Raw genomic sequence first — 25,396 nt, 5'->3', positions numbered from 1 at the left:
GGATGCTGGTGCGTCACACACTCAGAGAGAGAGAGCGGGTGGGCGGTGTGCAGCGGGGGCGGAGAATCAGCAGCAGTGACCGGGCGGCGTGACTACACGTCGGACTGCCCGTAGGACTCGAACTTCTCCTCGACGGCGGCCAGCTGTTCGTCCGTGAGCTCGTTCGGCTCGCCGTGCTGGCGGGCCTGCAGGTAGACCCTGCAGAGCTCCTCGACGTGGACGGTGTTCTCGATGGCCGTCGGGAGGTCCTCGCCGACGGCGACGAGCCCGTGGTTCGCGAGGATGCAGGCGTCCGAGTTCGCTTCCTCCATCTCCGCGACGACGAGTTCGGCGAGGTCGTCGGTGCCGTAGGGCGCGTAGCCCGCCACCGGCACCTTCCGGCCGACCGCCGTAATCATGTAGTGGACGGGCGGCAGTTCCTCGCCGAGCACCGCGAGCGTCGACGCCCACGGCGAGTGCGTGTGGACGATGGCACCCGCGTCCAGCCGCTGGTAGATGCCCGTGTGCATCGGCACCTCGCTCGTCGGCTCCATCTCCCCCGCGACGACGTCGCCGTCGAGCGTGACGACGGGCACGTCGCTGGCGTCGAAACCGTCGTACGGGACGCCGGTCGGCGTCGCCGCGAACCGGTCGCCGTCGCGGACGCTGAGGTTGCCCGTGCGGCCGGGGGTGAGGTCACTCAGGGACGGTGCGTGGTCGACGACGGCGACTCGTTCGCGTGCCAGCATTACAGTACTACCTCCGTAATCTCGGGGAACGATTCAATCCTGTGGTCGGGCCGCTCGCGGTGGTCGAGGTCGGTCGCGTCGCTGTTGAACAGCACCGTCGTCAGTCCGAGCGCGTTCCCGCCCTCGACGTCCGCGGACACCGAGTCCCCGACCATCACGGTCTCGCTGGGCTTGACGTCCAGTTGCGCCATGGGCAGCGTAAACATCACACTGGAGGGCTTCTCGCGGCCCGTCTCCTCGCTGGTCATCACGAGATCGACGTGGTCGCTGATACCCAACTGCTCGATTTTCTTCATCTGGATGCGCGTCGTCAGATTCGTCACCACAGCCACCGCCAGCCCCGCATCTTGGAGGGCCGCCAGCGTCTCCACTACGCCGTCGAAGAGCTCCATCTCCTCGACGTACGCGTCCCAGTACGCCTCGCCGAGCGCGAGCGCGTCCTTCGCGCTGTGCGTCCCGGTGTGAATCTGGATGGCGCGCTTGAAGTAGAGGAACCGCTCGTGGGCGCTCGCCGTCCCCGCGAGTTCGCGTTTCACCTCGCGGCGGGCCTCCATGTAGAGCTCCTCGAAGGCCTCGCGGCTGGAATCGTAGCCCAGGTCTCGGGCTGTCTCCCAGGCCGCTGCCTTCCCCGCCTCGTTGCACTCCGCGTAGGGGTAGAGGGTGTCGTCGAGGTCGACGAACACCGCCTCGTAGGTCATGCGCATCGGTCCACGCTGGATTCGGTTAACTCCTCGGTCACCGAGCGGGACCCCTCAACGACTGGCGCGGCGGCTCACGACTCCTCGAACGGGTACGTACCAGCGTCTGCCGACAGCCGGTAGCTGACGTTCCCGTGGACGCCAGTGAGCCCTGCGCTCCCGAAGGTGTACTCCCCGCGCGTCGGGTCGTCGTGGAGGGCGAACGACGACGCGCTCCCGTCTGCGCCCGCCGTCACGTAGACGGTATCACCGGGTTCGAGGCGCTCGTCGGTCGCGACAGTCCCTTTCACGTCTCCGCGGCTGGGGTGTCCGGGACCCAGTTCGGGGTCCTCGCTCCCGGTGAGTTCGAACGACGTGTTCGCCGGCACGGCCGCCCCGCCGGTGTTCCGAATCTCGACCGTGTGGTTGTCCTCGACTATCGACAGCGAGAGGTGTGGGGTAGAATCGACCCAGGACGGCGCCCCGCACCACTCGACGTCGGTGGTCAGCGTGTTCGAGATGTCGTTTCGTCGCTCGTCGTCTTCGCCGGCCAACTGGACGACAGTGGCGTCGACGTCGTAGATGACGCCCTCCGGCGTCACGAGTACGGTGCCGTTCGTGATGTGGCCGGTGTCCAGTGAGTCCTCACTGGTGGTGAGCTGGACGAACGTCCGGTCGCCGCGCTCGACGGTGCCGTTCACGCTGTAGCTCCCGCCCTCGAGCACCGCATAGAAGCTGTTCTGTGGACTCCCGATACCGTCGTAGCCCGTCCACGCACTGATGCCGGCAGTGGTGGCGTTCTGGTAGACGATGTGCCGCGTCTCGTTGTCGAAGGCGACCCGGGCGAAGCCGTTGGAGTCACCTCTGTAGAACTCGGTACGGAGTCGCTCGCCCTCGGGTCCTTCCTCGAGCGTGCTGTAGAACGGCGTCCGCTCCGGCCCGTGTGTCAGCGTCCGGACCCTCGTCTCGTTCGTGTCCCCTATCGTGGCCTCGAGTCTGAACTGCATCGACGTGTTCGCGACCACGGCGAAGTGCGCATCCAGCAGCGTGGAGGCGTTCACGAGCGTGCCGTTGTCCGCGACGCCCGGCGGGTACTGCTCCACTGAGGCGTCCGGCGACCACGTGCCGGAGTCGATAGTACGCTTAGACGTGTCGTAGGTGCAGGTCTGGGTGTCGTTGGTGGGCGACGAACTGGTATCGGTCGGTGTCAGCCCGCCGAGACAGCCGGCAGTCGCGAGGAGGGCGGCAACGGCGACGGCGAGCGCCGCGCGTCGTGTTGGGAGGGTCACAGGACAAGTTGGCGCGGCCAACTTGTAAATGCGGCGTGCTCTACCCCGCCCAGTCCGGCGGCTCGATGCCCGTCAGCAGACGGTAGTGGGCGCTCTCGCTGCCGCCAGTGACGCCGACGACCCCGAACGTGTACTCGCCACGCGTCGGGTCGTCGTGGAGCGCGAACGACGACGGGCTCCCGTCGGGGCCAGCAGTCACGTAGACGGCTTCACCCGGTTCGAGGCGTTCGTCAGTCACGACAGTTCCGTTCTGCTCACTGCGCACGGGGATGCGAGAGCGTGTTACGCGTTCTTCCTGTCCGTAGACGCGGAACGACGCGTTCGCCGACAGAGCTGCTCCGCCAGTGTTCCGAATCTCGACAGCGTGGCGGTCCTCGACAATCGACACCGAGAGGTGTGGAATAGAGTCGAACCAGGACGGAGCCCCGCACCACTCGACGTCGGTGTCCAGAGACATCGACACCTCAAAGCGTTCCCCGGCATCGTCGCCGGTGCCCTGAGCGCCTGAGATGTCGACATCGTAGATGACGCCGTCGGACGTGACGAGCACGCGCCTAGTGCCGTGTCCGGTATCCAGCAAATCCTCGTCGACCGTGAGTTCGACGAGCGTCCGGTCGCCGCGCTCGACAGTGCCGTTGACGGAGAATTTTCCGTCGTAGAGTAAGTTGCCGATCTGGTCCTCTAGACCCCCGAACGTTTCGTAGCCCGTCCACGCAGTGATGCCGGCAGTGGTGGCGTTCTGGTAAACCGTGTGCCACGTCTCGTTCGGCGGCTCAATCCTGGCGAACCCGTGGGAGTCCGTCTGGTAGAACCCGGTCCGGTATCGTTCGCTGTCGGGCCCTTTCGCGGCCGTGCTGTAGAACGGCACCCGTTTCGGCCCGTGTACCAGCGTCTGGACGCGGTCCTCTCGCGAGGATTCGAGCCTGAGCGCCATCGACGTGTTCGCGGTTGTGGCGAAGTGCGCATCCAGCAGCGTGGAGGGGTTCACGAGCGTGCCGTTGTCCGCGACGCCCGGCGGGTACTGCTCCACCGAGGCGTCCGGCGACCACGTGCCGGGCTCGGTGGTGGACCTGTTCGTGTCGTACGTGCAGTTCGTGGTGTCGGAAGTGGACGACCCACCGGTATCGGTCGGTGCCGTCACGCCGAGACAGCCGGCGGTCACGAGGAGGAGGGCGGCGGCAACCGCGAGCGCCGCGCGTCGTGTCGGGGAACGCATACGATGGGGCAACCACGCCGCAACGCAAAAGTAACACGGCTCGGCCACCGGGGTGTCACACCCGAAAGCATATTGCGTGTGACGGCTCAGGTCGAAATATGAACTATCGCGTCCTCGTCTCGCCGGCCCTCTACGGCGGCAGCGCGGCCGCAGTCGTCGCCGCGGTCGGGTACTCGCTCGCTATCTGGCAGTCCGTCACGGTCTACATGCCGACCACCATCTTCGTCGCCGGTGGACTCAGCGCCTTCGGACTGCTCGCTGGCAGCTCCAGCATGAACGAGTCCTCGGAAGACATCGAGGTGTCCACCGGTGGGGACATCACGTCCGCTCCCACCGAAGCCGGGACGCCGCGCCGCCTGCTCCTGCTCTGTTTCTCGGTCGGTCTCGTGGTCGCGGGGATTCTCGGCGTCACGCTGCTCGGGTGATCGTCTGCCCGCGGTACGACTGCAGCGACGCCCGCTACGACCACGTCGTGGACGCCCGTCGAGACAGCGCCACGTCCCCGTCGCTCGTCACCTTCACGGCGAAGCCCGCGTACGTGAACGAGAGGTGGCCGTCGTCCAGGCTCTGGACGACGGCGTCCAGTTTCTCCGGGTCGATGCTGTCGTACAGCGGCGGGAGGTCTACGACGTCGCTGTCCCGCCGTGCGGCGATCCGAGTGAGAATCTGCTCCGAGGGGGAGGCGCTCATTACAGCCCGCAAACAGAAACTATTATTTAAATATCTAGCATTATTCCAGCGGTTTCTCCGAGAGACTAGGTCTCAACGCTCAGAACGGACGAAGCGGTGCCTAGCCAGTGTTACACGTCCGCCCAGAATCGCCGGCAGAGTTCACCAGACTGTAGGACCCTCGGCCGACCCGAGCCGTCGCTGCCGCGTTACGGGAACAGGCCGCGGTACTCGTGGGCGTCGGCGCTGCGTTCGAGCGCAATGGTGTACGCGGCGGTGCGCAGCGTCGGGATGTTCCGGGCCTCGTAGGCTCCGAGCATCTCGTCGAACGCCTCGGTGAGCCGCTGGCGGAGGTCGCGGTTGACCTCCTCGACGTCCCAGGAGTACTGCTGGCTGTTCTGCACCCACTCCAGGTAGGAGACGATGACACCGCCCGCGTTCGCGAGGATGTCCGGGACGACGGGCACGTCGCGCTCCTCCAAGACCTGGGCGGCGTCGAACGTCGTCGGCCCGTTCGCGGCCTCGACGACCACGTCGGCTTCCAGTCGCTCGGCCACGTCGACGGTGATGACGTCCTCGATTGCGGCCGGGATGAGGGCGTCGACGTCCAGCGTCAGCAGGTCGTCGTTCGAGATGGTCTCGGCGTCGTAGCCCTCCAGGCGGCCGCCGTTGGACTCCGTGTACGCCTGCACGTCCTCGATGTCGAGGCCGTCAGGGTCGTAGATTGCGCCCGTGACGTCCGAGACAGCGACGACGTTCGCGCCGCGCTCCGTCAGGAGGTCGGCGGTGACGCTGCCGACGTTCCCGAAGCCCTGGATGGCGACGTCCGCGCTCTCGATGTCGGTGTCGAAGTACTCGAAGGTCTCCTCGGTGACGATGGAGACACCGCGACCGGTCGCCTCCACGCGGCCCTCGGTACCACCGATTTCGGGCGGCTTCCCGGTGACGACCTCGGGGACGGCGTACCCCTGGTAGACGGAGTACGTGTCCATCACCCACGCCATCGTGCGCTCGTCGGTGTTCATGTCCGGGGCGGGGATGTCGGTCTCCGGGCCGATCATCCGGCGGATGCCCTCGGTGTACCGGCGAGTGAGCTGTTCGATCTCGTTGTCGGAGAGGTCCTTCGGTTCGCAGACGATGCCGCCTTTCGCGCCGCCGAACGGGAGGTCGACGAGCGCCGTCTTCCACGTCATCCAGCCGGCGAGCGCCGAGACCTCCTCCTCGGAGACCGTCGGGTGGTAGCGGATGCCGCCCTTGTATGGGCCGCGCGCGCTGTCGAACTGGCAGCGGTACGCGTCGAACACTTCGACGCTCCCGTCGTCCATCCGGACCGGGAGGCTGACGGACAGCGTTCGCTCGGGCGATTTCAGTCGTTCGAAGATGCCGTCGTCGATGTCGACGTACTCGCGGGCCTGCTCCATCTGCGCGAGCATGTTGTCGAGGGGACCGCTCTCGGACATACTCCCGCAAAATTCGCCGCGGTTGAAGTACGTCTCGGCTCGCTCCCGCCGTGACACTCGACGGCACGCACCCGGTTACTCGTCGAGGTCGTCGGCGTCCGGCAGCTTCAGGACGTTCTCCCGACCGATTCGGAACTTCTCGATGGTGCCCTCGTCCTGCATCTCGTTGACGACCTGGCTGGTCTTGGCCTCGGTCCAGTCCAGGACCTCGACGACGGCCTGCTGTTTCGCGCGGCCGCCTTCCGACTCCAGGAACTGCTCGACGCGCTCCTCGTTGCTCAGCAGCTCGGACGGCGGGCCGTCGTCCGTCTCGTCTCCGCTGCCGTCCGCCCCGCTGGCTCCGGGTCCGCCACCGCCAGTGTCGGCGTCGACAGCGCCGCCGGGGTCGTCGTCCGGCCCGCGCTTCTGGAGGTACAGCCAGCCGCCGCCACCCACCACGAGGACGGCGACCACCGCACCGACCGCGGCCGGCACGAACAGACCACTCGTGTCACCGCCGCCACTGCCACTGGTTCCGTCGTCGCCACCAGTCCCGCTGCCGTCGGTGGTCGTCGCCGCCGTCGTGGTCGGCTCGGGTGCCGGCGCGACCACGACCCGGGGCTGGTCCGCGCCGAACTCCAGCGGGCCGCTCCACTGCACGGCGCGTTCCCGGGGCTCGCTCCCAATCGGGTCGACGGAGTCGAGCGCGTAGCCGCTCGGCCACGACACCGTCAGCGACGTCTTGTTGTCGAGGTAGAAGCCTTCGAGGGCGTCACCGGCCGTCACGGTGTCACCGTCGACGGCCGCGAAGCCCTGCCACTCGAAGCTGTAGGTGACGTCTCCGAGCGAATCCTCGTTGAGGCTGTTGACGCGCGTGGAGACGGAGACGTTGTCCACGGCCATCTCGCGGTCCGTCGCCTTCGCCGCGGCGTCGACGGTGTTCGTGATTCGGTCGCGGAACCGGTCGAGGTACTCCGAGGTGTTCTCGTTGATGTCGGCCCAGAGTTCCTCGAAGGCCTGGGTCTCGTTGTCCGTCTCCAGCGTCATCCGGTAGGTGAACTGCCACTGAGCGTCACCGTCGGCCTGCAGGTCGGCACCCAGCGAGACGGTGTCCGGGTCGAAATCCTGCGGGAGTCCGAACGGCGACTCCTGGGCCGACGACTCGGCTGCCGCTCCGGTGGCGGCTGCACTGGCGGCCGACGCGCCCGGTGCGACGGCGCTCACCACGACGACGGCGACGACCAGGCAGGCCGCCACTCCTCGCTCCATACTCGCTTCGATGTGGGGCGCGCTTGAAAGAATGACGGCTCGGCGGGGGAGCTGTCAGCGGCTCTGCCAGTCGGGCTCGCGGCCCTCGAGGAAGGCGTCGATGCCCTCGTCCTTGTCGGCGGTCGCGAACAGGCCGGCGAACAGCTCGGCCTCGTACTCGATGCCGGACTCCAGGTCCATGCGGCCGGCTGCCTTCACCGCGTCCTTCCCGCGTTCGAGCGCGAGCGGGCTGTGGTCCGCCATCGACGCCGCGAGGTCGCTGACGGCGTCGTCGAACGCTTCGTCGCCGTGGACGTCCTCGACGAGTCCGATGTCCTCGGCTTCGTCGGCGTCGACTAGGTCGCCGGTCAGCACGAGCTTCATCGCCTGGCCCTCCCCGACCAGCCGGGGGAGGCGCTGGGTCGCGCCGCCGCCCGGAATGATGCCCAGATTGATTTCGGGGCTGCCGAGTTTCGCGTCCGCGTGGGCGACCCGGATGTCGCAGGCGAGCGCCAGTTCGAGCCCGCCGCCGAGCGCGTGGCCGTTGAGGCGCGCGATGACGGGCTGGCGGAGCGACTCAACCGTCTCGTACACCCGGGGGCGCTCGCTCGCGCGGCGCTGCTCGACGGCGTCGCGCTCCCGGAGTTCGGTCACGTCCGCGCCCGCGACGAACGCGCCCGACTCGTCGCTCCCGGTCAGCACGACGACCCGGAACCCGCTGTCGTCGACCGCCGCACAGACCCGCGTCAGCTCCTCGCGGACCTGTCCGTTCAGGGCGTTTCTCGCGTCGGGTCGGTCGATGGTGACGGTGACGACCTGTTCGGGGTCGTCCTCGGTGACGGCGACGAACTCGCAGTCGGCTGCTGCCGCACTCGGCGACTCGGTCACGCGTCGTCACCCCAGTCGCCCGAGACGCCGACTCTTTCCCCGTCCTCCCAGACGTAGAACCCCTCGCCGGTCTTCTTCCCGAGTTTGCCCGCGCGGACCTTGCGCTTGAGTATCTGGGGCGGCCGGAACCGCTCGCCGAGTTCGTCACGGAGGTGTTCGAGGATGTCCAGTCGCACGTCCAGCCCGACAACGTCTCCGAGTTCGACCGGCCCCATCGGGTGGTTGTAGCCGAGTTCCATCGCCTGGTCCACGTCTCGGGGACTGGCGACGCCCTCCTGAAGCATCCGCATCGCCTCCACGCCCAGCGAGACGCCGAGCCGCGAGGACGCGAACCCGGGCGAGTCAGCGACCTCGACGGGCGTCTTCTCGATACCGTCGACGAACTCGGCCGCGAAGTCGAGGGTCTCGTCGCTGGTCTGCTCGGCGACGACGACTTCCACCAGCGCCATGATGTGGACCGGGTTGAAGAAGTGGAGCCCGACGAACCGCTCGGGCGCGTCGAGGGCGGCCGCAATCTCCGTGACGGGGAGACTGGACGTGTTCGACGCGAGGACGGCGTCCGCTGGCGCTGCGTCCTCGGCTTCACCGAGCACGTCCCGTTTGAGTTCGACGTCCTCCGGGACCGCCTCCACGACGAGGTCGGCCTCCGACACCGCCTCGGCGAGGTCGGTCGTCCCCGTGATGCGGGCCAGCGCCGCCTCCCGTTCTTCGGGCGTGACTTTCCCCCGTTCGACGCCGCCCCGGAGGTTCTCGTCGATTGCGTCGACGCCCTCGCCGACAACGTCCTCGTCCACGTCTCGGAGCGTCACGTCGTGGCCCGCCATCGCCGACACCTGGGCGATGCCGTGCCCCATCGTTCCCGCGCCGAGTACTGCTACGTGCATGCCACGAGGTACCGCGCGCCCCGTCAAAAAGGTGGACCGTTACGCGAGCGCACCGAGGACCGCCCCGCAGACCGGACACGCCGGCTCGGCCTCGGTGCCCGCGACCGAATCTGACTGCCCCGTCCAGCCGCAGGCGGGACACATCACTGGTTCCGACATTCCGTCTGTGCGTCCAGACGCCGGCCGGAAAAGCGTGGTGCCGAGTAGCACAGCCCGAAGAGACTTGTTCGCTCCCACAAACCCATCAGTATGGTCGTCTCCACCGAGTCGGTCTGGGACCAGGCGGTCGAGGACGCCTTCCAGAACTTCGTCCGCGAGTACGAGTCTGCCGTCGTCTACGCCGACCCCGTCCCCGGCGAGTAGCGCGTCTTTCAAGCGCCTCCCGCTCCTCCCGCCGAGAGATGCCCGACTCCGACCCGGCGACCGCCGACGCCCGGTTCTCCCCGCAGCGCGCCCTCGACTGGCTGCGCGCCCGCCTCGTCCCCCGGATGGACGCCAGCGACCGGGTCTCCGACGAACTCGCCGCGCTCACCGAGGAGCTGCTGCGCGCGGACCGCGACCCCGACCGGGCGACCGAGAAGCTCGACGACTGGGTGGACTCGCGGACGGAATAACACGGAGTCTTCAGACAGACGGTGGAACAGCCGCCATGGACTGGCGCGTACTCGTCGCTGGGTTCGTCGTCTGTGTCGGCCTCGTCGCCGGCTGGAGCGCCACGGAGACAGTCGGTGGCGCGGTGTCCGCTGCCGGCCTGATCTCGGCGCTCTTCGCTGTCGGCTGGCTCGTCGACAGGTACGTCTACGGCCTGTGACCACTCGTCTGGCGGCACCAGCGCGGCCGTTCCGCCGGAGAATCAGAGTTCGGCGGCGAATTCTCGCGCGCGCTCCCGAACGCTCTCGGCGTCCATCCGGACGTGCTCGCCGCCGCGGTAGAGCACGTCGCCGTCCACCATCGTCAGCGTCACGTCGTCGCCGTGGGCGGCGTACACGAGGTGCGAGTACGGGTCGTGGATGGGCGTCGACCGCGCGTTCTCCGTGGTGAGACCGACCACGTCGGCTTTCCAGCCCTCGGCGATGCGTCCCGCGTCCTCGAATCCTGCCGCTTTCGCGCCGTTCCGGGTCGCCATCTCGAAGACGGTGCGTGCCGCCAGCGCCGTCGGGTCGAGTTCCTCGACTTTCCCGAGCAGGCTGGCCTGCCGCATCTCGGTGAAGGCATCGAGGGTGTTGTTACAGGGCGGGCCGTCGTTGCCGAGCGCGACGTTGATACCGCGGTCGAGGTAGTCCTCGATGGGGGCGACGCCCGACGCGAGTTTCATGTTCGAGGACGGGCAGTGCGTCACGTGGGTCCCCGTCTCGGCGAGCAGTTCGCGTTCGCTCTCGTCGGTCCACACGCAGTGCGCGAGCACCACGTCCTCGCCCGTCAGCCCGACCTCGTCCAGCCAGTGGACGTTCCGCTTGCCGGTCTCGTCCTCAACGGTCTCGATTTCGCCCTGGTTCTCGCTGGCGTGCGTGTGGATGCGGACGCCGTACTCGTCGGCGAGGTCGCGGCAGCCCCGCAAGCACGCCTCCGTGCAGGAGACGGCGAACCGGGGCGTGACGGCGTACTGGATGCGGCCGCCGCGAGCGCCGTCCCACTCTCTGATGAGCGACTCGGTCTCAGCGAGCGCCTCGTCGGTGTCCTCCAGCAGGCCCTCCGGCGAGTCCTTGTCCATCAAGACCTTCCCGAGGCGGGCGCGCACGCCGCTGTCTGCGGCCGCGGCGAACGCCTCGCCTGCGTGGTCGACCGAGAGGTGGTCGACGACGCCCGTCGTCCCGGACTCCACGAACTCCAGGTACGCGAGATCGGCGGCCGCCCGCATCTCCTCGGCCCCCATCGACGCCTCCATCGGGAGCACGTGGTCGAACAGCCAGTCCAGCAGCTCCTGGTCGTCCGCGATGCCCCGCCCGAGACTCTGCACGGAGTGGACGTGCGCGCCCACGAGCCCCGGCGCGAGCACGTCCACGTCGACGCGCTCGTGGTCGGGGTAGGCGTCGGTCAGGTCGTCGCGGTCGCCGACCGCCGCAATCCGGTCGTCCTCGACGACCACGGCCCCGTCGTGGAGCACGCTGTCGGCGTCCCGAACCACGGTGTCGGCGCTCAGTAGCGTCATTCCCTCACTCCGTACGCCGCCGCCCCCTCTAAGGGGTTGCGGTCCGCCACGCGGGGCCGTCAGCCCCGCCGCGAGTCCGCGGGCACCGCCTTCGCGCCGTACCGCCGGACGCCCTCCTGGTCGTACAGCACGCGGGGCACGACCACCACTTCGTCCCCGATGCCGGGGGTGTCCCCGTCCGCGAGCACGACCTGGACGGGAACGCTGACCTCGCCGCTCCCCTCACCGCGGCCCTCGAACGAGACGATGGCGCTGCCGTACTCGCCGCTGCGCGCCTGCTGGGGCGCGAACTCTGGCGGCGCGCCGCCCTGCGAGATGGTCGTACTCGTCTCGACGGTGCCCCGGGTCCGAAGCGGCGCGTCCTCGTAGCCGTCCGTCGCCCCGCAGTCGCCGCAGGCACCCTCCGGCGGGAATCGGAGCGCCGAACACGACCGGCAGCGCCCCGCGACGAGCCGGTGGCGGGCCGCGAGCGTGCGCCGATACGAGGGGACGCTGACGGACGCACCGCCACCCGCCGGCGGCCCCGAGTCGAAGTCCCCGCGTCGGCGGCGCGCACCGGCGAACGACAGCTCTCGGTCCCCCGCGACGGTGGCGCGGACTGGAATCCCGCGCTCGGCGACGACGCGGAACGCGTGGCTCGCCGCGCCGCTCCCGTGGGTCGCCAGCAGCACGCTCCGAGCCCCGTCCCGGAGCGCACCGGCGAGGCCGAGCAGCGCGCTCGCTGCACCCGCGTCGCCGACCCGCTCGACGACGCTGCCGGCGGCGACTGTGTCGGTGTCGAGGCCGAGCGCGCCAGCCACTCGGTACGGCAGGTCGCCGTCGGGTGCCTGGAGCGCGGCCGCGTCGACGCCGCTCGTATCGAGGCCCTCGACCGCACCGGCGAGCGTCTCGCGGAACGCCTGCCGGTCGTAGCTCGTGACGCCGAGCCCGGTCGTCTGGGCGCTCCCGCGCTCCCGGAACCGGGTGCCGGGGTTCGTCGTCGTCCGGCTCCCCCGCCCCGCCACCCGGCCGGGGCCGTCGCGGTCGAGGACGACAGCCGCCGCACCGGCACCGGCGGCGTGGCCGAGCGCCTCGTCGTCGATGCCTTGAGGCGTGTCGCTGGCGACGACGAGCGTCGGCGCGTCGCGCTCCAGCCCCGCCGCGAGCGCCGCGCCGCCGGCGTCCGTGCTCCCGCCGAACTGCGCGCTCTCCGTGTGTTCGCCGAGGCCGAGCAGGCTGCGCAGCCGACTCGTTCCCGCCTCCTCCTCGTAGGGAAGCGTCGTCGACGCGAGGTGGAGCGCGTCGACGGACTCGGGGTCGAGACCGGCCGCGTCGAGCGCGCGCTCGCCGGCTTCGGCCGCCATCGTGAGCGCGTCCTCGTCGGCGTCCGGGACCGCGACCGCCTCGACGCCGCGGGCGTGACACTGCCCGAGCGCGTCCGCGATTGCGTCGGTCGGGAGCCGGAACCGGGGGACGTAGGCTCCGACGCCCGCGACCCTCATCGCTTCCCCTCCCGGTCGGCGTCGCCCTCCAGAATCGTCACGACGGCCGCGCCGCCGCTCCCGCCGACGTTGTGCGCGAGCCCGACCTCGGGGCCGTCGAGCTGTCGGTCGCCGGCGCGCCCGGTGAGCTGTTTCCAGAGCTCCGCGACCTGCCCGGCACCGGTGGCACCGATGGGGTGGCCTTTGGCCTTCAGGCCGCCCGAGACGTTCACGGGGAGGCGGCCGTCGCGCTCGGTGACGCCGTCGCGGAGCAGCGCCGGCGCGTCGCCGCGCTCGCAGAAGCCGAGGTCCTCGTAGGCCAGCAGCTCCGCGATGGCGAAGCAGTCGTGGACCTCCGCGAAGTCGACGTCGTCGGGGCCGCGGTCGGCCATCTCGTAGGCCGACTCGGCGGCGCGCTCGCTCGCGGGAATCGCGGTGTAGGTGTCGCGCTCGAACAGCCCGACGCGGTCGCTTGCAGCGCCGACGCCGGCGACCCGGGCGGCGTCGAGGGTCGAGTGGTCCTCGGCCACGTCCTCACTGACGACGAGAACGGCGGCAGCACCGTCCGTCGTCGGACAGCAGTGATAGAGCGTGAGGGGGTCCGCGACCGTCGCGGCGTCGGTGGCGTCGTCGAGGCTGCACTCGAAGCGGAGTTGCGCGTGGGGGTTCTCGCTGGCGTTGGCGTGGTTCTTCACGGCCGCCCTGGAGAGGTCGTCGACGGTGGCGTCGTCGTACTCGTCGAGGTACGCGCGAGCCATCTGGGCGTACGTCCCCGCGAACGTCGTCCCGGTGAGTCGTTCCCACTCGGTCTCGCCGCTGACGCCGAGCCAGTACTTCGTCGCGTCGTCGCTGGCGTCGGTCATCACCTCGTAGCCGCCCGCGAGGACGACGTCAGCCATCCCCGACTTCACCGCCTGCACGGCGTTCCTGACGGCGTAGCCGCTCGCGGCGCAGGCGTTCTCCACTCTCGTTGTCGGGACCGAGAGGCCGGCGAACTCGGTGACGGCCGGCCCCGAGAGCCCGAGTTGGCGGCCGCCGACGCCGAGCGTGCCGACGACTGCTTCGTCGACGTCTCCGCGGCAGAGGCCGTCGGCACTCGCCAGCGTTCGGTCGACGGCCGTGGCGAACAGCGACCGGTAGGACTCGTCGGGGAACGACCCGAAGTCGGTCTGGCCCGCCCCGACGACGTACGCGTCTCGCATGTTTCGGAGTTCTCCGCCCTCCCTCATAATCTTCCCCCGAAGAACTATCGGGGGCCGCGACGCCTGTGGTACCGATGCCCACGGACATCGAGTGCGCCCCGCCGGACGAGCGCCGAACACTACAGAACGAACGCTTCCGAGACACGGTCGAGCACGCCTACGAGAACGTCCCCTTCTACCGGACGGCGATGGACGACGCCGGCGTCCACCCCGACGACGTCGACGGCGTCGCCGACGCCCCGAAGCTCCCGACGACGACGAAAGCGGACTTCCGGGACACCTACCCGGACGGCCTGTTCGCGGTGCCTCGGGAAGACGTCGCCCGCGTCCACGCCTCCTCGGGCACCACCGGCAAACCAAAGATTGTCGGCTACACGCAGTCGGACCTCGACGTCTGGGCGGAGGTGTCGGCGCGCTCCCTGCGGGCCGCCGGCGTCACCGGGACGGACACCGTCCAGAACGCCTACGGCTACGGGCTGTTCACGGGCGGGCTGGGCATCCACGCCGGCGCTGAACGCCTCGGCTCGGAGCTGATTCCCATCGGCGGCGGGAACACCGACCGCCAGCTCGACTTCCTCGAAGACCTCGGCAGCGACGTGCTCACCTGCACGCCGTCGTACGCGCTCTACCTCGCCGAGCACGCGGACGAGCGCGGCGTGGACCTCGCGGACCTCCCGCTGTCGACGGTCGTGTTCGGCGCGGAGCCCTGCACCGACCCGATGCGGGACGCCATCGAACAGCGACTGGACGCCGACGGCGTCGACATCTACGGGCTCTCGGAGATCATCGGGCCGGGCGTCGCCGTCGAGTGCGTCGACGCCAAGGACGGCCTCCACGTCTGGGACGACCACTTCTACCCGGAGGTAATCGACCCCGACACCGGCGAGGTGCTGCCCGAGGGCGAGGAGGGCGAACTCGTCCTCACGACGCTCTCGAAGGAGGCGCTGCCCGTGCTGCGCTACCGGACCGGGGACATGACGACGCTCACGTCCGGCGAGTGCGAGTGCGGCCGCACCACGGTCCGCATGGACAACGTCACCGGCCGCACCGACGACCTGCTCATCGTGCGCGGCGTGAACTGCTACCCGAGCGAAATCGAGGCCGTCGCTCTCGACACCGAGGGCGTCGCGCCGCACTACCGCATCGACCTCTACCGAGAGCACGAACTCGACCGCATCGAGGTCACGGTCGAGACCGACCCGTGCTTCGACGGCGACACCGACGCGCTCCACGACGACCTGCTGTCGCGGCTGTCCAGCGTGCTGTCGTTCACGCCCGACGAGCTCACCGTCGCGCCGCCGAACAGCATCGACCGGCAGGCCACCGGGAAGGTCAAGCGCGTCTTCGACCACCGCTGACGCGTCGGTGGGTTCAAGCGACCGGCGCGAGCACGTCGTGGCAATGAGTTCACTCGCAGCCCGCTTCCGGGCGTACCTCGGGAGCGCCGACTTCGCCGTGACGGCCGGCGCAGTCGTCGTCGCGCTCGTCGCGGGTGCCGTCGCCTTCGAGACGCTGCCCGGGGACACCGACGGCTACTTCGTCGTGTTGCTGTCGGGGGTCGCCGTGCCGGGATTCGGCCGCGACCAGTGGCAGCGCCCCTTCGAATCCCGGGGGCGAGCGGTCGCCTGGGGTGCGGTGGGTGCGGTCGTCGCGTCGCTGTCGTACGCCGGCGTCGTGACCGCAGTGCGAGCCGTCGCCGGGGACCCGGTCGCCCCCATTCTGTCGTTCGCCGCCGTCTGGATTCTCGGGTCGTTCGCCGCCCGGACCCTCACCAACGACCCTGCATAATTATCTGGGCCTCGGGCGTCGGTGGGGGTGTGCCATACAGCTACCGACCCCACCACTTCGAGGACTTCGAGGCGGGACAGACCTTCGAGAGCGTCGGCCGCACCGTGACCGAGTCGGACTTCACGATGCACTCGATGTTCACGGGCGACTGGACGGAACTCCACTCGAACGCGGAGTACGCCGACGACCAGGAGTTCGGCGAGCGCGTCGCCCACGGCCCGATGACGTTCGTGCTCGCCACCGGGTTCGTCTACCGGTGTGGCTTCCTCGAGCGCACTGTCGTCGCCTTCCTCGGCATGAACTACATGGACATCCCCGCGCCGGTGAAGATGGACGACACCATCTCGCTGGACATGGAGGTCACTGAGACGAAGGAACTCTCCTCCCGGGAGGACGCCGGCCTCGTCACCATCGACACGGAGATGACGAACCAGCACGACGAGACCGTCTTTCAGGGGGACATGAAGTTCCTCGTGAAGCGCGACGACGGCGAGTAGCGGGCGACGGCACGACCACACGAACTGCCGTCACCGCTGCCTGGCGAACGCACAAGATACTCGTCGTCGCGCCCCGAATCGGGCGGTCGATGCCCTCCAGACGAACGTTCCTACGTGCCGCCGGAGTCGGCGTTCCCGTCGCGCTCGCAGGCTGCCTCGACTCACGCGAGCGCGTCGAAGGGTACGTGCAACTGAAGACGATACAGGCCCGCGAAACCGAGTCGAGCGAGTCCGCGTACGACACGATTATCGACATCGAGGCGACCTACGAGAACGACACGGGTCCAGAGCTGACCCGCCTCGAGGAGGACTGGGCGGCCCACTTCCCGGTGCCGCGGAAACCGACTGTCTCGGATGCCCTCCACGAGACGCTCACTGACCAGTTCGAGTCCGTGCGGTACATAGTCGGCGTCACCAGCCCCGGGTGGGCCGACGACGGCGAGTCCGTCGGCAGCTTCAACGTCGCGACGACCCGCGAGAACTTCAACCGCGTGCAGGTCCACAGCGCGGTCACGGTGTCCTCGGACGGCACGTCCCTGACGGTTCACTCCGTCGACGGCGTCTGGGACTTCGACGCGGCGGACGGATAGCGGCGGTTCGCGTAGCCCGGTCCGTCGCTGTCGTCTCCCCGCCTCGGGGCGGCTTTATCGGGTCCGGCCACCTACTCGGTAGCATGGCACTCGCCGACCTGCTCGCGGAGCAGCGCGACGGCGACAGCGAGTAACGACGCCAGCCGCCGCGGCCGACTCCTCCCGACGAAGGCGAGCGAAACGAACAAACACTTTACACGCCCTTGCGACGCCATCGACATGGTCCAAGTCCGCACTGCCCTCCCCGCAGTCGTCGGCTTGCTGCTGCTGGGCTCGTTCCTCATCGCGCCCGCCACCAGTCCGCCCGACACGTACACAGTCACGGTCCAGACAGAGGAGTACCCCTCCGACCCGGCTCCCTACGACGAGCTCTCCGCAGGCACCCAGCGCGCGTTCGACGCCGCGCTCGCGTCGAACGGCAGCGTCGAGTACACGGGTCAGGAGCGCCCGGAGAACATCCCGTTCCCCGACAGCAACGGTCTGACGAGCGAAGACATCACCTACCAGAACGAGACGTACTTCGTGCAGTACGAGCACACCATCCACGTGATGGGCATGACTCCGCTCCTCCGCACGCTCGGGTCGCTCGCGGGCGGCGTCGTCCTCCTCGCGTACGCCGGCTACCGGCGGTTCGCGTAGCCCGCGTGCGCGGCCGCCGTCTCCGCGCCCCGGGGTGGCTTTATCACGGCCGGCTACCCACTCGGTAGCATGGCACTCGCCGACCTGCTCGCGGAGGAGCGCGCCGTCGACACGCACGCCCACCAGCCGACCGCCGAGTTCCTTGAGGACGCGGGCGGCCAGATGATGGCGGACGCCGCGGCGAAGTTCGGCTCCGAGATGGAGACCTGGGACTACGAGGCGATGGTCGAGGAGTACCGCGACGCGGGCGTCGGCCGCGCCGTCCTGCTCGGCTGGGACGCCGAGACGAACACCGGGAACCCGCCGGTGCCGAACGACTACGTCGCCGAGATTCGGGACGACCACCCCGAGTTCTTCGTCGGGTTCGCGTCCGTCGACCCGCTCAAGGACGACTGCGTCGAGGAGGCCTACCGGGCCGTCGAGGACCTCGGTCTCTCCGGGTTCAAGTTCCAGCAGATCGCGCAGGGCTTCGACCCGAGCGACCCCGAACACGACGACCTCTGGGACGCCATCGAGGACCTCGGTGTCCCCTGCGTGTTCCACGGCGGGAACTCCACGCTCGGCGCGGGCGCGCCCGGGGGCCGCGGGCTCAAAGTCAAACACGGGAACCCGATGCTGCTCGACGACGTGGCCGCCGAACACCCCGAGCTCCAGATACTCATCGCCCACCCGGCGTTCCCGTGGGAGCAAGAACAGCTTGCCATCTGCCAGCAGAAGGGCAACGTCAAGATGGACCTCTCCGGCTGGCTCCCGAAGTACATCGACGACCAGGTGTTGCAGTACGCCGGCAGCGTCCTCCAGGACGACGTGATGTTCGGCACCGACTACCCGATGATTCGGCCAGAGGAGTGGCTGGACTCGTTCGCCGAACACACCGACTACAGCGACGACGTCTACCGGAAGCTGCTCTGGGAGAACGCCGAAGACTTCCTCGGGCTGTAGCCCGGATAACGCTGGCTGCAAACGAGAGCAATCTTCTTGCACCGCCCCGAGCTACCCCCGCGCATGGCACCCTCGGACTTCCCCGCCGAGTGGGACGACCCGCGGTACGTCGCCACCGTCGTCGGCGTGCTGGCGACCGGGGTACTCTACGCGTACGCGTCCACCGCGAAGAACGCCCCCACGACCGGCGATATCACCTTCGTCCTGCTGGCGGTGCTCGCCCCCGCGGGCGTGGTGTACGAACTCGCCAGACGCACCGCCTGACTGCTGGCGCAGCGAGCGCCGGCGTCAGTCCGGACCGGCGGTCGCCGTCCACCCGCCGAGCGAGCCGCCGAACGCGAACGCCGCCGCGACCACCAGCGCCGCGGCCGCGACCACGAGCCGCGGGACGTCCCGAATCAGGCGACCGGGGACGCCGGCCGTCGCCAGCGCGTAGTGGAGGTGGCGGACGACGCCGACGGTGTCGCCGTACAGCACCGCCCACCAGAACGCCGCGCCGACGCCGACGCCCACGCTCACTCCGGCCGCGATGGCTGCGGCCCGGGGCCGGCGGACCGCGAACTGGGCCGCGACGTACCCGCCGAGGACGCCGACGAAGAACACGCGGAACGCCGTGACCGACGTGGGCGGGAGGCGCGGGGGGAGTTCCCGGAACGTCGCCAGCACTGCCGCCTGAACGAGTACGCCCGCGACGACTGCGGCGACGAATCTGCGCACGTCCACGTCTCCGGCGGCCGGAGACAGAAGCGTTGCGCTACCGCTGGAGCGCGGCGCGCGCGACCTTCCCCTCGGCGCGCCGCAGGTGTTCTTCGAGCGTGGAGCGAGCGAGGCCGAAGCGCTCCGCGAGAGCCGCCGTCGTCGTCTCCCGGGGGCGGTCGTAGTAGCCGGACTCGACGGCCGCGCGAAGCACGGCCGCCTGCCGAGCGGTGAGGTCCGGGGCGGACTCGCCCGGCGCGGCCGACTGCGGCGCGCTCACGGTCTGCTTGTCGGCGACCGTGACGTCGTAGTCGGCGCGGAGGTCGTGGTACACCGCGGTCAGTGACTCCGGAGCGAGCGCCAGCACGCGGAGGTGTTTCTCGCCGTCGGCGTACGTCAGCGGCGGCACGAGGAGGCAGCCGTGGGCGGCGAGCGTGTCCTCGACGCCGTCCGACTCGGCCCGCAGGCAGGCGTCGGTGACCGCCAGCGTCGTGTCCCCCTCGTCGACGCGTTCGCGGACGCCGACGTCGGCGTCGACGGCTTCGAGCACGCCGTCGGCACCCTCGCCGCGGACGTCGAGGAGGTCGCAGTGGTCGTTGCACCAGAGCCGCATTCTCGCGTCCGTGTCGGCCGTCGCGGCGGCGTACGCGTTACCGCCGGCCAGCCGGAACGTCGCCTGCTGCACGGACGCCTTTCCCGCCTCACTGATAAATAACCCGTCGTGAGGTGGGGTGTACGCCTATGGGACTCGTCGCCGAACGTGTGGGCATGGACGCGCCAGACGCAGACTTCGAGGTGGGCGAGCCGTCCCCCGAGTGGGAGTCCTACCGGGGAGCGCCGACCGGCACCGACACCGAGTGCGAGGGCTGGCGGCAGGAGGCAGCCCTCCGCATGCTGAACAACAACCTCGACCCGGAGGTCGCCGAGAAGCCCGAGGACCTCGTCGTCTACGGCGGGACGGGCCGCGCGGCGCGTTCGTGGGACGCCTACGACGCCATCCTCGACGAACTCCGGAGCCTAGAGGACACCGAGACGCTGCTGGTGCAGTCCGGGAAGCCGGTCGGCGTCTTCGACACCCACGAGCGCGCGCCCAGCGTCCTCATCGCGAACTCGAATCTCGTCGGGAACTGGGACAACTGGGAGCACTTCCACGAACTCGAAGCCGACGGGAAAATCATGTACGGCCAGATGACGGCGGGCTCGTGGGCGTACATCGGCACACAGGGCATCATCCAGGGGACCTTCGAGACGCTCGCCGAGCTCGCGCGCGAGCACTACCCGGACAACGACGGCCTCCGCGGGAAGACCGTCGTGACCGCGGGACTCGGCGGGATGGGGGGCGCGCAGCCGCTCGCGGTCACGATGAACCACGGCGTCTGCATCGCCGCCGAGGTCGACGAGGACCGCATCGACCGCCGCATCGAGACGGGCTACTGCATGGAGAAGACCGACGACCTCGACGAGGCGATTCGGCGAGCCGAAGACGCTGCCGAGGCCGGCGAACCCTACTCCGTGGGCGTCCACGGGAACGCCGCGGACGTGCTGGAGGGGATGCTCGACCGCGGCTTCGTGCCGGACGTGGTCACCGACCAGACGAGCGCCCACGACGAACTGGAGGGGTACTACCCGAGCGGCTACACCGTCGCGGAGGCCGACGAACTGCGCGACGACGACCCCGACGCGTACCGCGAGGCGTCGATGGACACGATGGCGCGCCACGTCGCCGCCATCCTCGCGATGCAGGACGAGGGCGCGGTCGCCTTCGAGTACGGGAACAACATCCGCGGGCAGGTCGACGACCACCGGGGTGACGTGACCACGACCGCCGGCGAGACCCACGACCCCTTCGACTTCCCGGGGTTCGTCCCGGCGTACATCCGGCCGCTGTTCTGCCGCGGGAAGGGGCCGTTCCGGTGGGTCGCGCTCTCCGGGAACCCCGAGGACATCCACCGCACCGACGAGGCCGTCAAAGAGCTATTCCCCGAGAAGGACGACCTCCACCGCTGGATCGACCTCGCGCAGGAGCAGGTGCAGTTCCAGGGGCTCCCGAGCCGGGTGTGCTGGCTGGGGTACCAGAGTGACGACGGCGAGACTCCGCGGGAGTCTCGTGACGGAGGCGGTGAAACCGCCGAAGCCAGCCTCACCGAGCGCGCTCGCTTCGCCCTCCGAATCAACGACCTCGTCGCGGACGGCGAAATCGAGGCTCCCGTCGTCGTCACGCGGGACCACCTCGACGCCGGCAGCGTCGCCAGTCCGAACCGCGAGACGGAGGCCATGCAGGACGGTACGGACGCGGTCGCCGACTGGCCGATTCTGAACGCGCTGCTGAACACCGCCGCGGGCGCGGACATCGTGAGCGTCCACGACGGCGGCGGCGTCGGCATCGGGAACTCGCTGCACACGAACAACCACGTCGTCCTCGACGGCACGGACCTCGCCGCCGAGAAGGCCCGCCGCGTGTTCACCACTGACCCCGGAATGGGCGTGATTCGGCACGCAGACGCCGGCTACGAGGACGCACTCGACGAAGCCCGGGAATCGGATGTCTCCGTCCCGATGGAGGACCGATGACCCTGACTCGGACAGAGAACTGGACGGGCACGTCCTCGGACCCGAACGACGAGCAGTTCGGGGACGTAATCGAGACAGCGGTCCCGGAGACTGCGACCGACTACGACGCCGTGGTCGTCGGCGAGCCGTACGACGGCGCGGTCATCGGGCGGACAGGCGCGGCCGACGGTCCCGCTGCAATCCGCGAGTCGCTCGCGGGCGTGAAGAGCCACCACTTCGAGCGCGGCCCAGTCTCCTCGGTCGGCGACCTCGGGAACGTAGCGGTCGACGCCGACGGCGTCGCAGCGGCCCAGCGGTCCGTCCGGCAGGTCGCCGACCGAATCCACGACCTGGGTGCGCTCCCGGTGTTTCTCGGCGGTGACAACTCCCTGTCGTACGCGAACGCGAGCCCGCTGCTCGACCGGGGGTCGCTGGGCGTCGTGAGCTTCGACGCGCACCTCGACTGTCGAGAGGCGGACGGCGAGCCCTCCAGCGGCACGCCGTACCGACAGCTCTTCGAGGACGGACTGGACGCGCTGGCCGTCGTCGGCGCGCGCCACTTCGAGACGAGCACCGAGTACGCCGACTACCTCGACGAGCGGGGCGGCGAGGTCGTCACGGCGGAGACGGTGGCCGCCGACCCCGGCGGCGCGCTCGACGCCGCCCTCGCCGCGATGGGCGGCGTCGACCAGATATACGTCAGCGTCGACGTCGACGTGCTGGACGCCGCGTATCCCGGTTCGAGCGCGCCGACGCCCGGCGGCCTCCAGCCCAGAGAACTGTTCCGGCTCGTCCGCCGCGTCGCGGGTCGGCCCCGGGTCGCGGGGTTCGAGGTCGTCGAGACCGCGCCCCCGCTGGACACCGAGAACCGAACTGTCGACGCCGCAGCGCGGACGGTCGCACACTTCCTCGGGGGCCACCATGCCTGAGTTGCAGACCGTCGTCCACGGCGCGAGCGAACTCGTGGTCGGCCCAGACGACGAGGGCAGCCTGCAGGCCTACGAGGACGGCGCGCTCGCGGTCGTCGACGGTGACGTGGCAGCCGTCGGCCGGACCTCGGACCTGCTCGCGGAGTACCCGGCGGAGAACGCCGACACGGACATCGACGCGTCCGGGCAGACTGTGATTCCCGGGTTCGTCGACCCGCACACGCACGCGCTGTTCGCGGGCGACCGCAGCGACGAGTTCGCCCAGAAGCTCCGGGGCAAGCCCTATCAGGAGATTCTCGCCGAGGGCGGCGGCATCCTCCGGACCGTCGAGGCGGTCCGGGAGGCCAGCGACGACGAACTGGTCGCGAATCTCACCGCGCAACTCGACGCGATGCTCGCCCACGGCACGACGACAGCCGAGGTGAAGACGGGCTACGGGCTCGACACGGAGACAGAGCTACGGATGCTGGACGCCGTCGAGACCGCGGCGGCCGACCATCCGGTCGACGTGGTCGGGACGTTCCTCGGCGCGCACGCCGTGCCGGACGGACGCGACACCGAGGACTACGTCGACGAGGTGGTCGCGGAGCAAATCCCTGCCGCCGCCGACCACGGCGCGGCCGAGTTCTGTGACGTGTTCTGCGAGGAAGGCGTGTTCACCATCGAACAGTCCCGGCGCATCCTCGAAGCCGGGCGGGAACACGGCCTCACGCCGAAGATTCACGCCGAAGAGTTCACGCGACTCGGGAGCGCCCAGCTCGCCGCGGACCTGAACGCCGCGAGCGCCGACCACCTCCTGCACGCGAACCGGGAGGACGCCGAGGCGCTCGCCGATGCCGACGTGACGCCCGTGCTGCTGCCCGGCACCGCGTTCTCGCTCGGCGAGGACTACGCCGACCCCGAGCAGTTCGCAGCGGCCGGCGCACCGGTCGCGCTCGCGACGGACCTGAATCCGAACTGCTACTCGCAGTCGATGGGGTTCGCGGTCGCGCTCGCCTGCAACGGGATGCGGATGGCACCCGCGGACGCGCTGCTCGGCGCGACGGCCCACGCCGCCACCGCAATCGACCGGGAGGACGGAACGGGGACGCTCCGCGAGGGGACGGCCGCCGACCTCGTCGTCGTGGACGGCCCGAGCTACGTCCACGTCCCCTACAACTTCGGCGTGAACAGCGCCGAGACGGTGCTGAAGGACGGTTCGGTTGTGGCGTCGGGAGGTGAGCGCGCGTGACCGACGTGCTCGTCGACGGCGAGAGCCTCACGCCCGAGGACGTTGAGGCAGTCGCCCGAAACGACGCCCGCGTCGAGATTCCCGAGGACGCACGGGCCGCGGTGCGGGCGTCCCGCGAGCGCGTCGAGGACGTCCTCGACGGCGACGAGGCGGTCTACGGCGTGAACACGGGCTTCGGGTCGCTCGTGGACACCCGCATCGAGGCCGACGACCTCGAAGCGCTCCAGACGAACCTCCTGCGGAGCCACGCCGCCGGTGCCGGGGACGAACTCGGCCGCGAGGCGGTTCGCGCGCTCCTCCTCACGCGGCTGAACGCGCTCGCCAAGGGCTACTCCGGCATCCGCGAGGACGTGCTGGACCTGTTCGTCGGCATGCTGAACGAGGGCGTCCACCCCGTAGTGCCGTCCCGGGGGAGCCTCGGCGCGAGCGGCGACCTCGCGCCGCTCGCCCACCTCGGGCTGGTGCTCATCGGAGAAGGGGCAGCCCGCGTGTCGCCACGCGACACGGAACGAGCGAGCGGAGAACCGCGAGCCGACGTGGACGGTGAACGGCTGCCGGGCGACGAGGCGCTCGCCGCGGCCGGCCTAGAGCCCGTGACGCTGCGCGCGAAGGAGGGACTCGCGCTCATCAACGGCACACAGCTCACGACGGGGCTGGCGGCGCTCGCGCTGCTGGACGCCGAGCGCGTGCTGCGCGCCGCGGACGTGGCGGGCGCGCTCACGACCGAGGTGACGATGTCGACGACCGCGAACTGCGACCCCGCAATCCACGAGGTCCGGCCGCACGCCGGGCAGGCGGCGAGCGCGCGCAACGTCAAGCGCCTCACCGCCGACAGCGAGGTTGTCGAATCCCACCGGAACTGCGACCGCGTGCAGGACGCGTACTCGATTCGGTGCCTCCCGCAGGTCCACGGCGCGGCCCGGGACGCACTCGGTCATCTCCGCGAGGCCGTCGAGGTCGAACTGAACAGCGCGACCGACAATCCGCTCGTGTTCGACGGCGACAGCGTCGACTCACGGGCCAGCGGCACCGACCGCGCCGCGGTCGTCTCCGGCGGGAACTTCCACGGCGAGCCCCTGGCGCTCAGGCTGGACTACGCCGCGAGCGCGCTCGCCGAACTCGCCGCAATCAGTGAGCGCCGCACCGACCGCCTGCTGAACCCCGAGATTCAGGAGGACCACCTGGTGCCATTCCTCTCTCCGGAGAGCGGCCTGCACTCGGGGCTGATGATTCCCCAGTACACCGCGGCGTCGCTCGTGAACGACCTCCGGTCGCTCGGCCGGCCGTCGACGGACAACACGCCGGTCTCCGGCAATCAGGAGGACCACGTGAGCATGAGCGCCGGGTCGGCGTACAACGTCCGGGAAGCCGCCGAGAAGGCCGGCACCGTCGTCGGCGTCGAACTGCTCTGTGCGGCACAGGCCCGCGAGCTCGTCGACGGTGACCTCGCGCTCGGCGCGGGCACAGGGGCCGTCTACGACCTCGTGCGGGAGGTGTCGGACCCCGTGACTGTCGACCGCTCGCTCGCCGGCGAGATGGAGACGGTCGCGGACCTGATTCGCGAGGGACTCGTCGACGAGTCCGTGGCGCGCGCGCTGGGGGAGGGGCTGGAGTAGGGCGGTCTCGTCGCCCGCGAACGACCCACACCGTACTTACGGCTCAGTCGAGTCGAACCCCTCGTGAAC

At 69.8% G+C, this 25,396-nt stretch carries 28 protein-coding genes; 14 read left to right on the top strand and 14 right to left on the bottom strand.

Features of this window, described 5'->3' with window-relative positions:
• Window positions 1-92: 92 nt before the first annotated feature.
• The 4 genes from BMW35_RS03715 to BMW35_RS03700 form a co-directional block, all read right to left on the bottom strand.
• Entirely contained in the window at window positions 93-728 is a 636-nt protein-coding gene (locus BMW35_RS03715) for a class II aldolase/adducin family protein (protein ID WP_089668056.1), read from the bottom strand.
• Complete coding sequence (locus tag BMW35_RS03710) at window positions 728-1,426, bottom strand: HAD family hydrolase (protein ID WP_089668055.1); 699 nt, start codon at window positions 1,424-1,426, stop codon at window positions 728-730. Before BMW35_RS03710 ends, BMW35_RS03715 begins: the two co-directional genes overlap by 1 nt.
• Before the next feature lie 74 nt (window positions 1,427-1,500).
• Window positions 1,501-2,694 (bottom strand): hypothetical protein, encoded by a 1,194-nt coding sequence (locus BMW35_RS03705; protein ID WP_089668054.1) that lies wholly within the window; start codon window positions 2,692-2,694, stop codon window positions 1,501-1,503.
• Between the two features lie 40 nt (window positions 2,695-2,734).
• Entirely contained in the window at window positions 2,735-3,910 is a 1,176-nt protein-coding gene (locus tag BMW35_RS03700; RefSeq protein WP_089668053.1) for a hypothetical protein, read from the bottom strand.
• 98 nt (window positions 3,911-4,008) lie between these two features.
• Here BMW35_RS03700 and BMW35_RS03695 point away from each other — a divergent pair, with 98 nt between their 5' ends.
• Complete coding sequence (locus tag BMW35_RS03695) at window positions 4,009-4,335, top strand: hypothetical protein (RefSeq protein WP_089668052.1); 327 nt, start codon at window positions 4,009-4,011, stop codon at window positions 4,333-4,335.
• Between the two features lie 34 nt (window positions 4,336-4,369).
• On the opposite strand, the gene BMW35_RS03690 is transcribed toward BMW35_RS03695, so the two are convergent.
• From BMW35_RS03690 to BMW35_RS03670, 5 genes are all read right to left on the bottom strand, one after another.
• Window positions 4,370-4,600, bottom strand: coding sequence for a HalOD1 output domain-containing protein (locus tag BMW35_RS03690; protein ID WP_089668051.1), 231 nt, complete (start codon window positions 4,598-4,600; stop codon window positions 4,370-4,372).
• A 188-nt stretch (window positions 4,601-4,788) separates the two neighbouring features.
• A complete protein-coding gene (locus BMW35_RS03685; protein WP_089668050.1) occupies window positions 4,789-6,039 on the bottom strand; it encodes a Glu/Leu/Phe/Val family dehydrogenase in 1,251 nt (416 codons plus the stop codon).
• 75 nt (window positions 6,040-6,114) lie between these two features.
• The gene (locus tag BMW35_RS03680) at window positions 6,115-7,287 is read right to left on the bottom strand and encodes a helix-turn-helix transcriptional regulator (protein ID WP_089668049.1); all 1,173 of its coding nucleotides are present in this window, start codon (window positions 7,285-7,287) and stop codon (window positions 6,115-6,117) included.
• 54 nt (window positions 7,288-7,341) lie between these two features.
• Window positions 7,342-8,154, bottom strand: a complete 813-nt coding sequence (locus BMW35_RS03675; RefSeq protein WP_089668048.1) for an enoyl-CoA hydratase/isomerase family protein — start codon at window positions 8,152-8,154, stop codon at window positions 7,342-7,344.
• Window positions 8,151-9,038: a 3-hydroxyacyl-CoA dehydrogenase family protein gene (locus BMW35_RS03670; RefSeq protein ID WP_089668047.1), complete on the bottom strand. Its 888-nt coding sequence runs from the start codon at window positions 9,036-9,038 to the stop codon at window positions 8,151-8,153. The genes BMW35_RS03675 and BMW35_RS03670 overlap by 4 nt, the downstream gene beginning before the upstream one ends.
• Window positions 9,039-9,439: 401 nt before the next feature.
• On the opposite strand from BMW35_RS03670, the gene BMW35_RS03665 reads away from it, so the two are divergent.
• Together BMW35_RS03665 and BMW35_RS15485 are read left to right on the top strand one after the other, a co-directional pair.
• On the top strand, window positions 9,440-9,652 hold the full coding sequence (locus tag BMW35_RS03665) for a hypothetical protein (protein ID WP_089668046.1): 213 nt from the start codon (window positions 9,440-9,442) through the stop codon (window positions 9,650-9,652).
• Window positions 9,653-9,687: 35 nt separating this feature from the next.
• On the top strand, window positions 9,688-9,849 hold the full coding sequence (locus tag BMW35_RS15485; RefSeq protein ID WP_177170764.1) for a hypothetical protein: 162 nt from the start codon (window positions 9,688-9,690) through the stop codon (window positions 9,847-9,849).
• Between the two features lie 42 nt (window positions 9,850-9,891).
• Here BMW35_RS15485 and BMW35_RS03660 read toward each other — a convergent pair whose 3' ends face one another.
• Genes BMW35_RS03660 through BMW35_RS03650 form a run of 3 tightly spaced genes read right to left on the bottom strand, consistent with a single transcriptional unit; the run spans window position 9,892 to window position 13,849 of the window.
• Window positions 9,892-11,187 (bottom strand): 5'-deoxyadenosine deaminase, encoded by a 1,296-nt coding sequence (locus BMW35_RS03660; RefSeq protein ID WP_089668045.1) that lies wholly within the window; start codon window positions 11,185-11,187, stop codon window positions 9,892-9,894.
• Between the two features lie 59 nt (window positions 11,188-11,246).
• Window positions 11,247-12,668, bottom strand: coding sequence for a zinc ribbon domain-containing protein (locus BMW35_RS03655; RefSeq protein WP_089668044.1), 1,422 nt, complete (start codon window positions 12,666-12,668; stop codon window positions 11,247-11,249).
• On the bottom strand, window positions 12,665-13,849 hold the full coding sequence (locus BMW35_RS03650) for a thiolase C-terminal domain-containing protein (RefSeq protein ID WP_089668043.1): 1,185 nt from the start codon (window positions 13,847-13,849) through the stop codon (window positions 12,665-12,667). The genes BMW35_RS03655 and BMW35_RS03650 overlap by 4 nt, the downstream gene beginning before the upstream one ends.
• A 74-nt stretch (window positions 13,850-13,923) precedes the next feature.
• Between BMW35_RS03650 and paaK the strand changes: the two genes are divergently transcribed.
• From paaK to BMW35_RS03615, 7 genes are all read left to right on the top strand, one after another.
• Window positions 13,924-15,207 (top strand): phenylacetate--CoA ligase PaaK, encoded by a 1,284-nt coding sequence (paaK, locus tag BMW35_RS03645; protein WP_089668042.1) that lies wholly within the window; start codon window positions 13,924-13,926, stop codon window positions 15,205-15,207.
• Between the two features lie 43 nt (window positions 15,208-15,250).
• Window positions 15,251-15,637 (top strand): hypothetical protein, encoded by a 387-nt coding sequence (locus tag BMW35_RS03640; protein WP_089668041.1) that lies wholly within the window; start codon window positions 15,251-15,253, stop codon window positions 15,635-15,637.
• A gap of 29 nt (window positions 15,638-15,666) precedes the next feature.
• Window positions 15,667-16,134: a MaoC/PaaZ C-terminal domain-containing protein gene (locus BMW35_RS03635; protein WP_089668040.1), complete on the top strand. Its 468-nt coding sequence runs from the start codon at window positions 15,667-15,669 to the stop codon at window positions 16,132-16,134.
• Window positions 16,135-16,223: 89 nt separating this feature from the next.
• Entirely contained in the window at window positions 16,224-16,724 is a 501-nt protein-coding gene (locus tag BMW35_RS03630) for a twin-arginine translocation signal domain-containing protein (RefSeq protein ID WP_089668039.1), read from the top strand.
• Between the two features lie 219 nt (window positions 16,725-16,943).
• Entirely contained in the window at window positions 16,944-17,363 is a 420-nt protein-coding gene (locus BMW35_RS03625) for a DUF7979 domain-containing protein (RefSeq protein WP_089668038.1), read from the top strand.
• A 69-nt stretch (window positions 17,364-17,432) separates the two neighbouring features.
• Complete coding sequence (locus BMW35_RS03620) at window positions 17,433-18,305, top strand: amidohydrolase family protein (protein WP_089668037.1); 873 nt, start codon at window positions 17,433-17,435, stop codon at window positions 18,303-18,305.
• A 63-nt stretch (window positions 18,306-18,368) separates the two neighbouring features.
• Window positions 18,369-18,569, top strand: coding sequence for a hypothetical protein (locus BMW35_RS03615; protein WP_089668036.1), 201 nt, complete (start codon window positions 18,369-18,371; stop codon window positions 18,567-18,569).
• A 24-nt stretch (window positions 18,570-18,593) separates the two neighbouring features.
• Here the strand turns inward: BMW35_RS03615 and BMW35_RS03610 are convergent, their stop codons facing one another.
• Together BMW35_RS03610 and BMW35_RS03605 are read right to left on the bottom strand one after the other, a co-directional pair.
• Window positions 18,594-19,022 carry a hypothetical protein gene (locus BMW35_RS03610; protein ID WP_143052141.1) on the bottom strand — a complete coding sequence of 143 codons (429 nt, stop codon included), beginning with the start codon at window positions 19,020-19,022 and terminating at the stop codon, window positions 18,594-18,596.
• Window positions 19,023-19,059: 37 nt separating this feature from the next.
• Window positions 19,060-19,686 carry a helix-turn-helix domain-containing protein gene (locus BMW35_RS03605; RefSeq protein WP_089668034.1) on the bottom strand — a complete coding sequence of 209 codons (627 nt, stop codon included), beginning with the start codon at window positions 19,684-19,686 and terminating at the stop codon, window positions 19,060-19,062.
• Window positions 19,687-19,769: 83 nt separating this feature from the next.
• Here BMW35_RS03605 and hutU point away from each other — a divergent pair, with 83 nt between their 5' ends.
• Genes hutU through hutH form a run of 4 tightly spaced genes read left to right on the top strand, consistent with a single transcriptional unit; the run spans window position 19,770 to window position 25,327 of the window.
• Window positions 19,770-21,572, top strand: a complete 1,803-nt coding sequence (hutU, locus tag BMW35_RS03600; RefSeq protein ID WP_089670333.1) for a urocanate hydratase — start codon at window positions 19,770-19,772, stop codon at window positions 21,570-21,572.
• Window positions 21,569-22,480, top strand: coding sequence for a formimidoylglutamase (hutG, locus tag BMW35_RS03595; protein ID WP_089668033.1), 912 nt, complete (start codon window positions 21,569-21,571; stop codon window positions 22,478-22,480). The genes hutU and hutG overlap by 4 nt, the downstream gene beginning before the upstream one ends.
• On the top strand, window positions 22,473-23,711 hold the full coding sequence (hutI, locus tag BMW35_RS03590) for an imidazolonepropionase (RefSeq protein WP_089668032.1): 1,239 nt from the start codon (window positions 22,473-22,475) through the stop codon (window positions 23,709-23,711). The genes hutG and hutI overlap by 8 nt, the downstream gene beginning before the upstream one ends.
• Window positions 23,708-25,327 carry a histidine ammonia-lyase gene (gene hutH, locus BMW35_RS03585; protein ID WP_089668031.1) on the top strand — a complete coding sequence of 540 codons (1,620 nt, stop codon included), beginning with the start codon at window positions 23,708-23,710 and terminating at the stop codon, window positions 25,325-25,327. The genes hutI and hutH overlap by 4 nt, the downstream gene beginning before the upstream one ends.
• Window positions 25,328-25,396 lie beyond the last annotated feature (69 nt).

It is taken from the genome of Halobacterium jilantaiense (assembly GCF_900110535.1).
Lineage (GTDB): Archaea > Halobacteriota > Halobacteria > Halobacteriales > Halobacteriaceae > Halobacterium > Halobacterium jilantaiense.
Note: the sequence above shows the minus strand (reverse complement) of the source record. Positions and strands in the feature narration are given on the sequence as shown.

Bases quoted from the DNA above. Each gene is read 5' to 3' on its own strand.
- BMW35_RS03715 (WP_089668056.1), bottom strand. From the start codon at position 728: ATGCTGGCACGCGAACGAGTCGCCGTCGTCGACCACGCACCGTCCCTG.
- BMW35_RS03710 (WP_089668055.1), bottom strand. From the start codon at position 1,426: ATGACCTACGAGGCGGTGTTCGTCGACCTCGACGACACCCTCTACCCC.
- BMW35_RS03700 (WP_089668053.1), bottom strand. From the start codon at position 3,910: ATGCGTTCCCCGACACGACGCGCGGCGCTCGCGGTTGCCGCCGCCCTC.
- BMW35_RS03695 (WP_089668052.1), top strand. From the start codon at position 4,009: ATGAACTATCGCGTCCTCGTCTCGCCGGCCCTCTACGGCGGCAGCGCG.
- BMW35_RS03690 (WP_089668051.1), bottom strand. From the start codon at position 4,600: ATGAGCGCCTCCCCCTCGGAGCAGATTCTCACTCGGATCGCCGCACGG.
- BMW35_RS03685 (WP_089668050.1), bottom strand. From the start codon at position 6,039: ATGTCCGAGAGCGGTCCCCTCGACAACATGCTCGCGCAGATGGAGCAG.
- BMW35_RS03680 (WP_089668049.1), bottom strand. From the start codon at position 7,287: ATGGAGCGAGGAGTGGCGGCCTGCCTGGTCGTCGCCGTCGTCGTGGTG.
- BMW35_RS03670 (WP_089668047.1), bottom strand. From the start codon at position 9,038: ATGCACGTAGCAGTACTCGGCGCGGGAACGATGGGGCACGGCATCGCC.
- BMW35_RS03665 (WP_089668046.1), top strand. From the start codon at position 9,440: ATGCCCGACTCCGACCCGGCGACCGCCGACGCCCGGTTCTCCCCGCAG.
- BMW35_RS15485 (WP_177170764.1), top strand. From the start codon at position 9,688: ATGGACTGGCGCGTACTCGTCGCTGGGTTCGTCGTCTGTGTCGGCCTC.
- BMW35_RS03660 (WP_089668045.1), bottom strand. From the start codon at position 11,187: ATGACGCTACTGAGCGCCGACACCGTGGTTCGGGACGCCGACAGCGTG.
- BMW35_RS03655 (WP_089668044.1), bottom strand. From the start codon at position 12,668: ATGAGGGTCGCGGGCGTCGGAGCCTACGTCCCCCGGTTCCGGCTCCCG.
- BMW35_RS03650 (WP_089668043.1), bottom strand. From the start codon at position 13,849: ATGCGAGACGCGTACGTCGTCGGGGCGGGCCAGACCGACTTCGGGTCG.
- paaK (WP_089668042.1), top strand. From the start codon at position 13,924: ATGCCCACGGACATCGAGTGCGCCCCGCCGGACGAGCGCCGAACACTA.
- BMW35_RS03640 (WP_089668041.1), top strand. From the start codon at position 15,251: ATGAGTTCACTCGCAGCCCGCTTCCGGGCGTACCTCGGGAGCGCCGAC.
- BMW35_RS03630 (WP_089668039.1), top strand. From the start codon at position 16,224: ATGCCCTCCAGACGAACGTTCCTACGTGCCGCCGGAGTCGGCGTTCCC.
- BMW35_RS03625 (WP_089668038.1), top strand. From the start codon at position 16,944: ATGGTCCAAGTCCGCACTGCCCTCCCCGCAGTCGTCGGCTTGCTGCTG.
- BMW35_RS03620 (WP_089668037.1), top strand. From the start codon at position 17,433: ATGGCACTCGCCGACCTGCTCGCGGAGGAGCGCGCCGTCGACACGCAC.
- BMW35_RS03615 (WP_089668036.1), top strand. From the start codon at position 18,369: ATGGCACCCTCGGACTTCCCCGCCGAGTGGGACGACCCGCGGTACGTC.
- hutU (WP_089670333.1), top strand. From the start codon at position 19,770: ATGGACGCGCCAGACGCAGACTTCGAGGTGGGCGAGCCGTCCCCCGAG.
- hutG (WP_089668033.1), top strand. From the start codon at position 21,569: ATGACCCTGACTCGGACAGAGAACTGGACGGGCACGTCCTCGGACCCG.
- hutI (WP_089668032.1), top strand. From the start codon at position 22,473: ATGCCTGAGTTGCAGACCGTCGTCCACGGCGCGAGCGAACTCGTGGTC.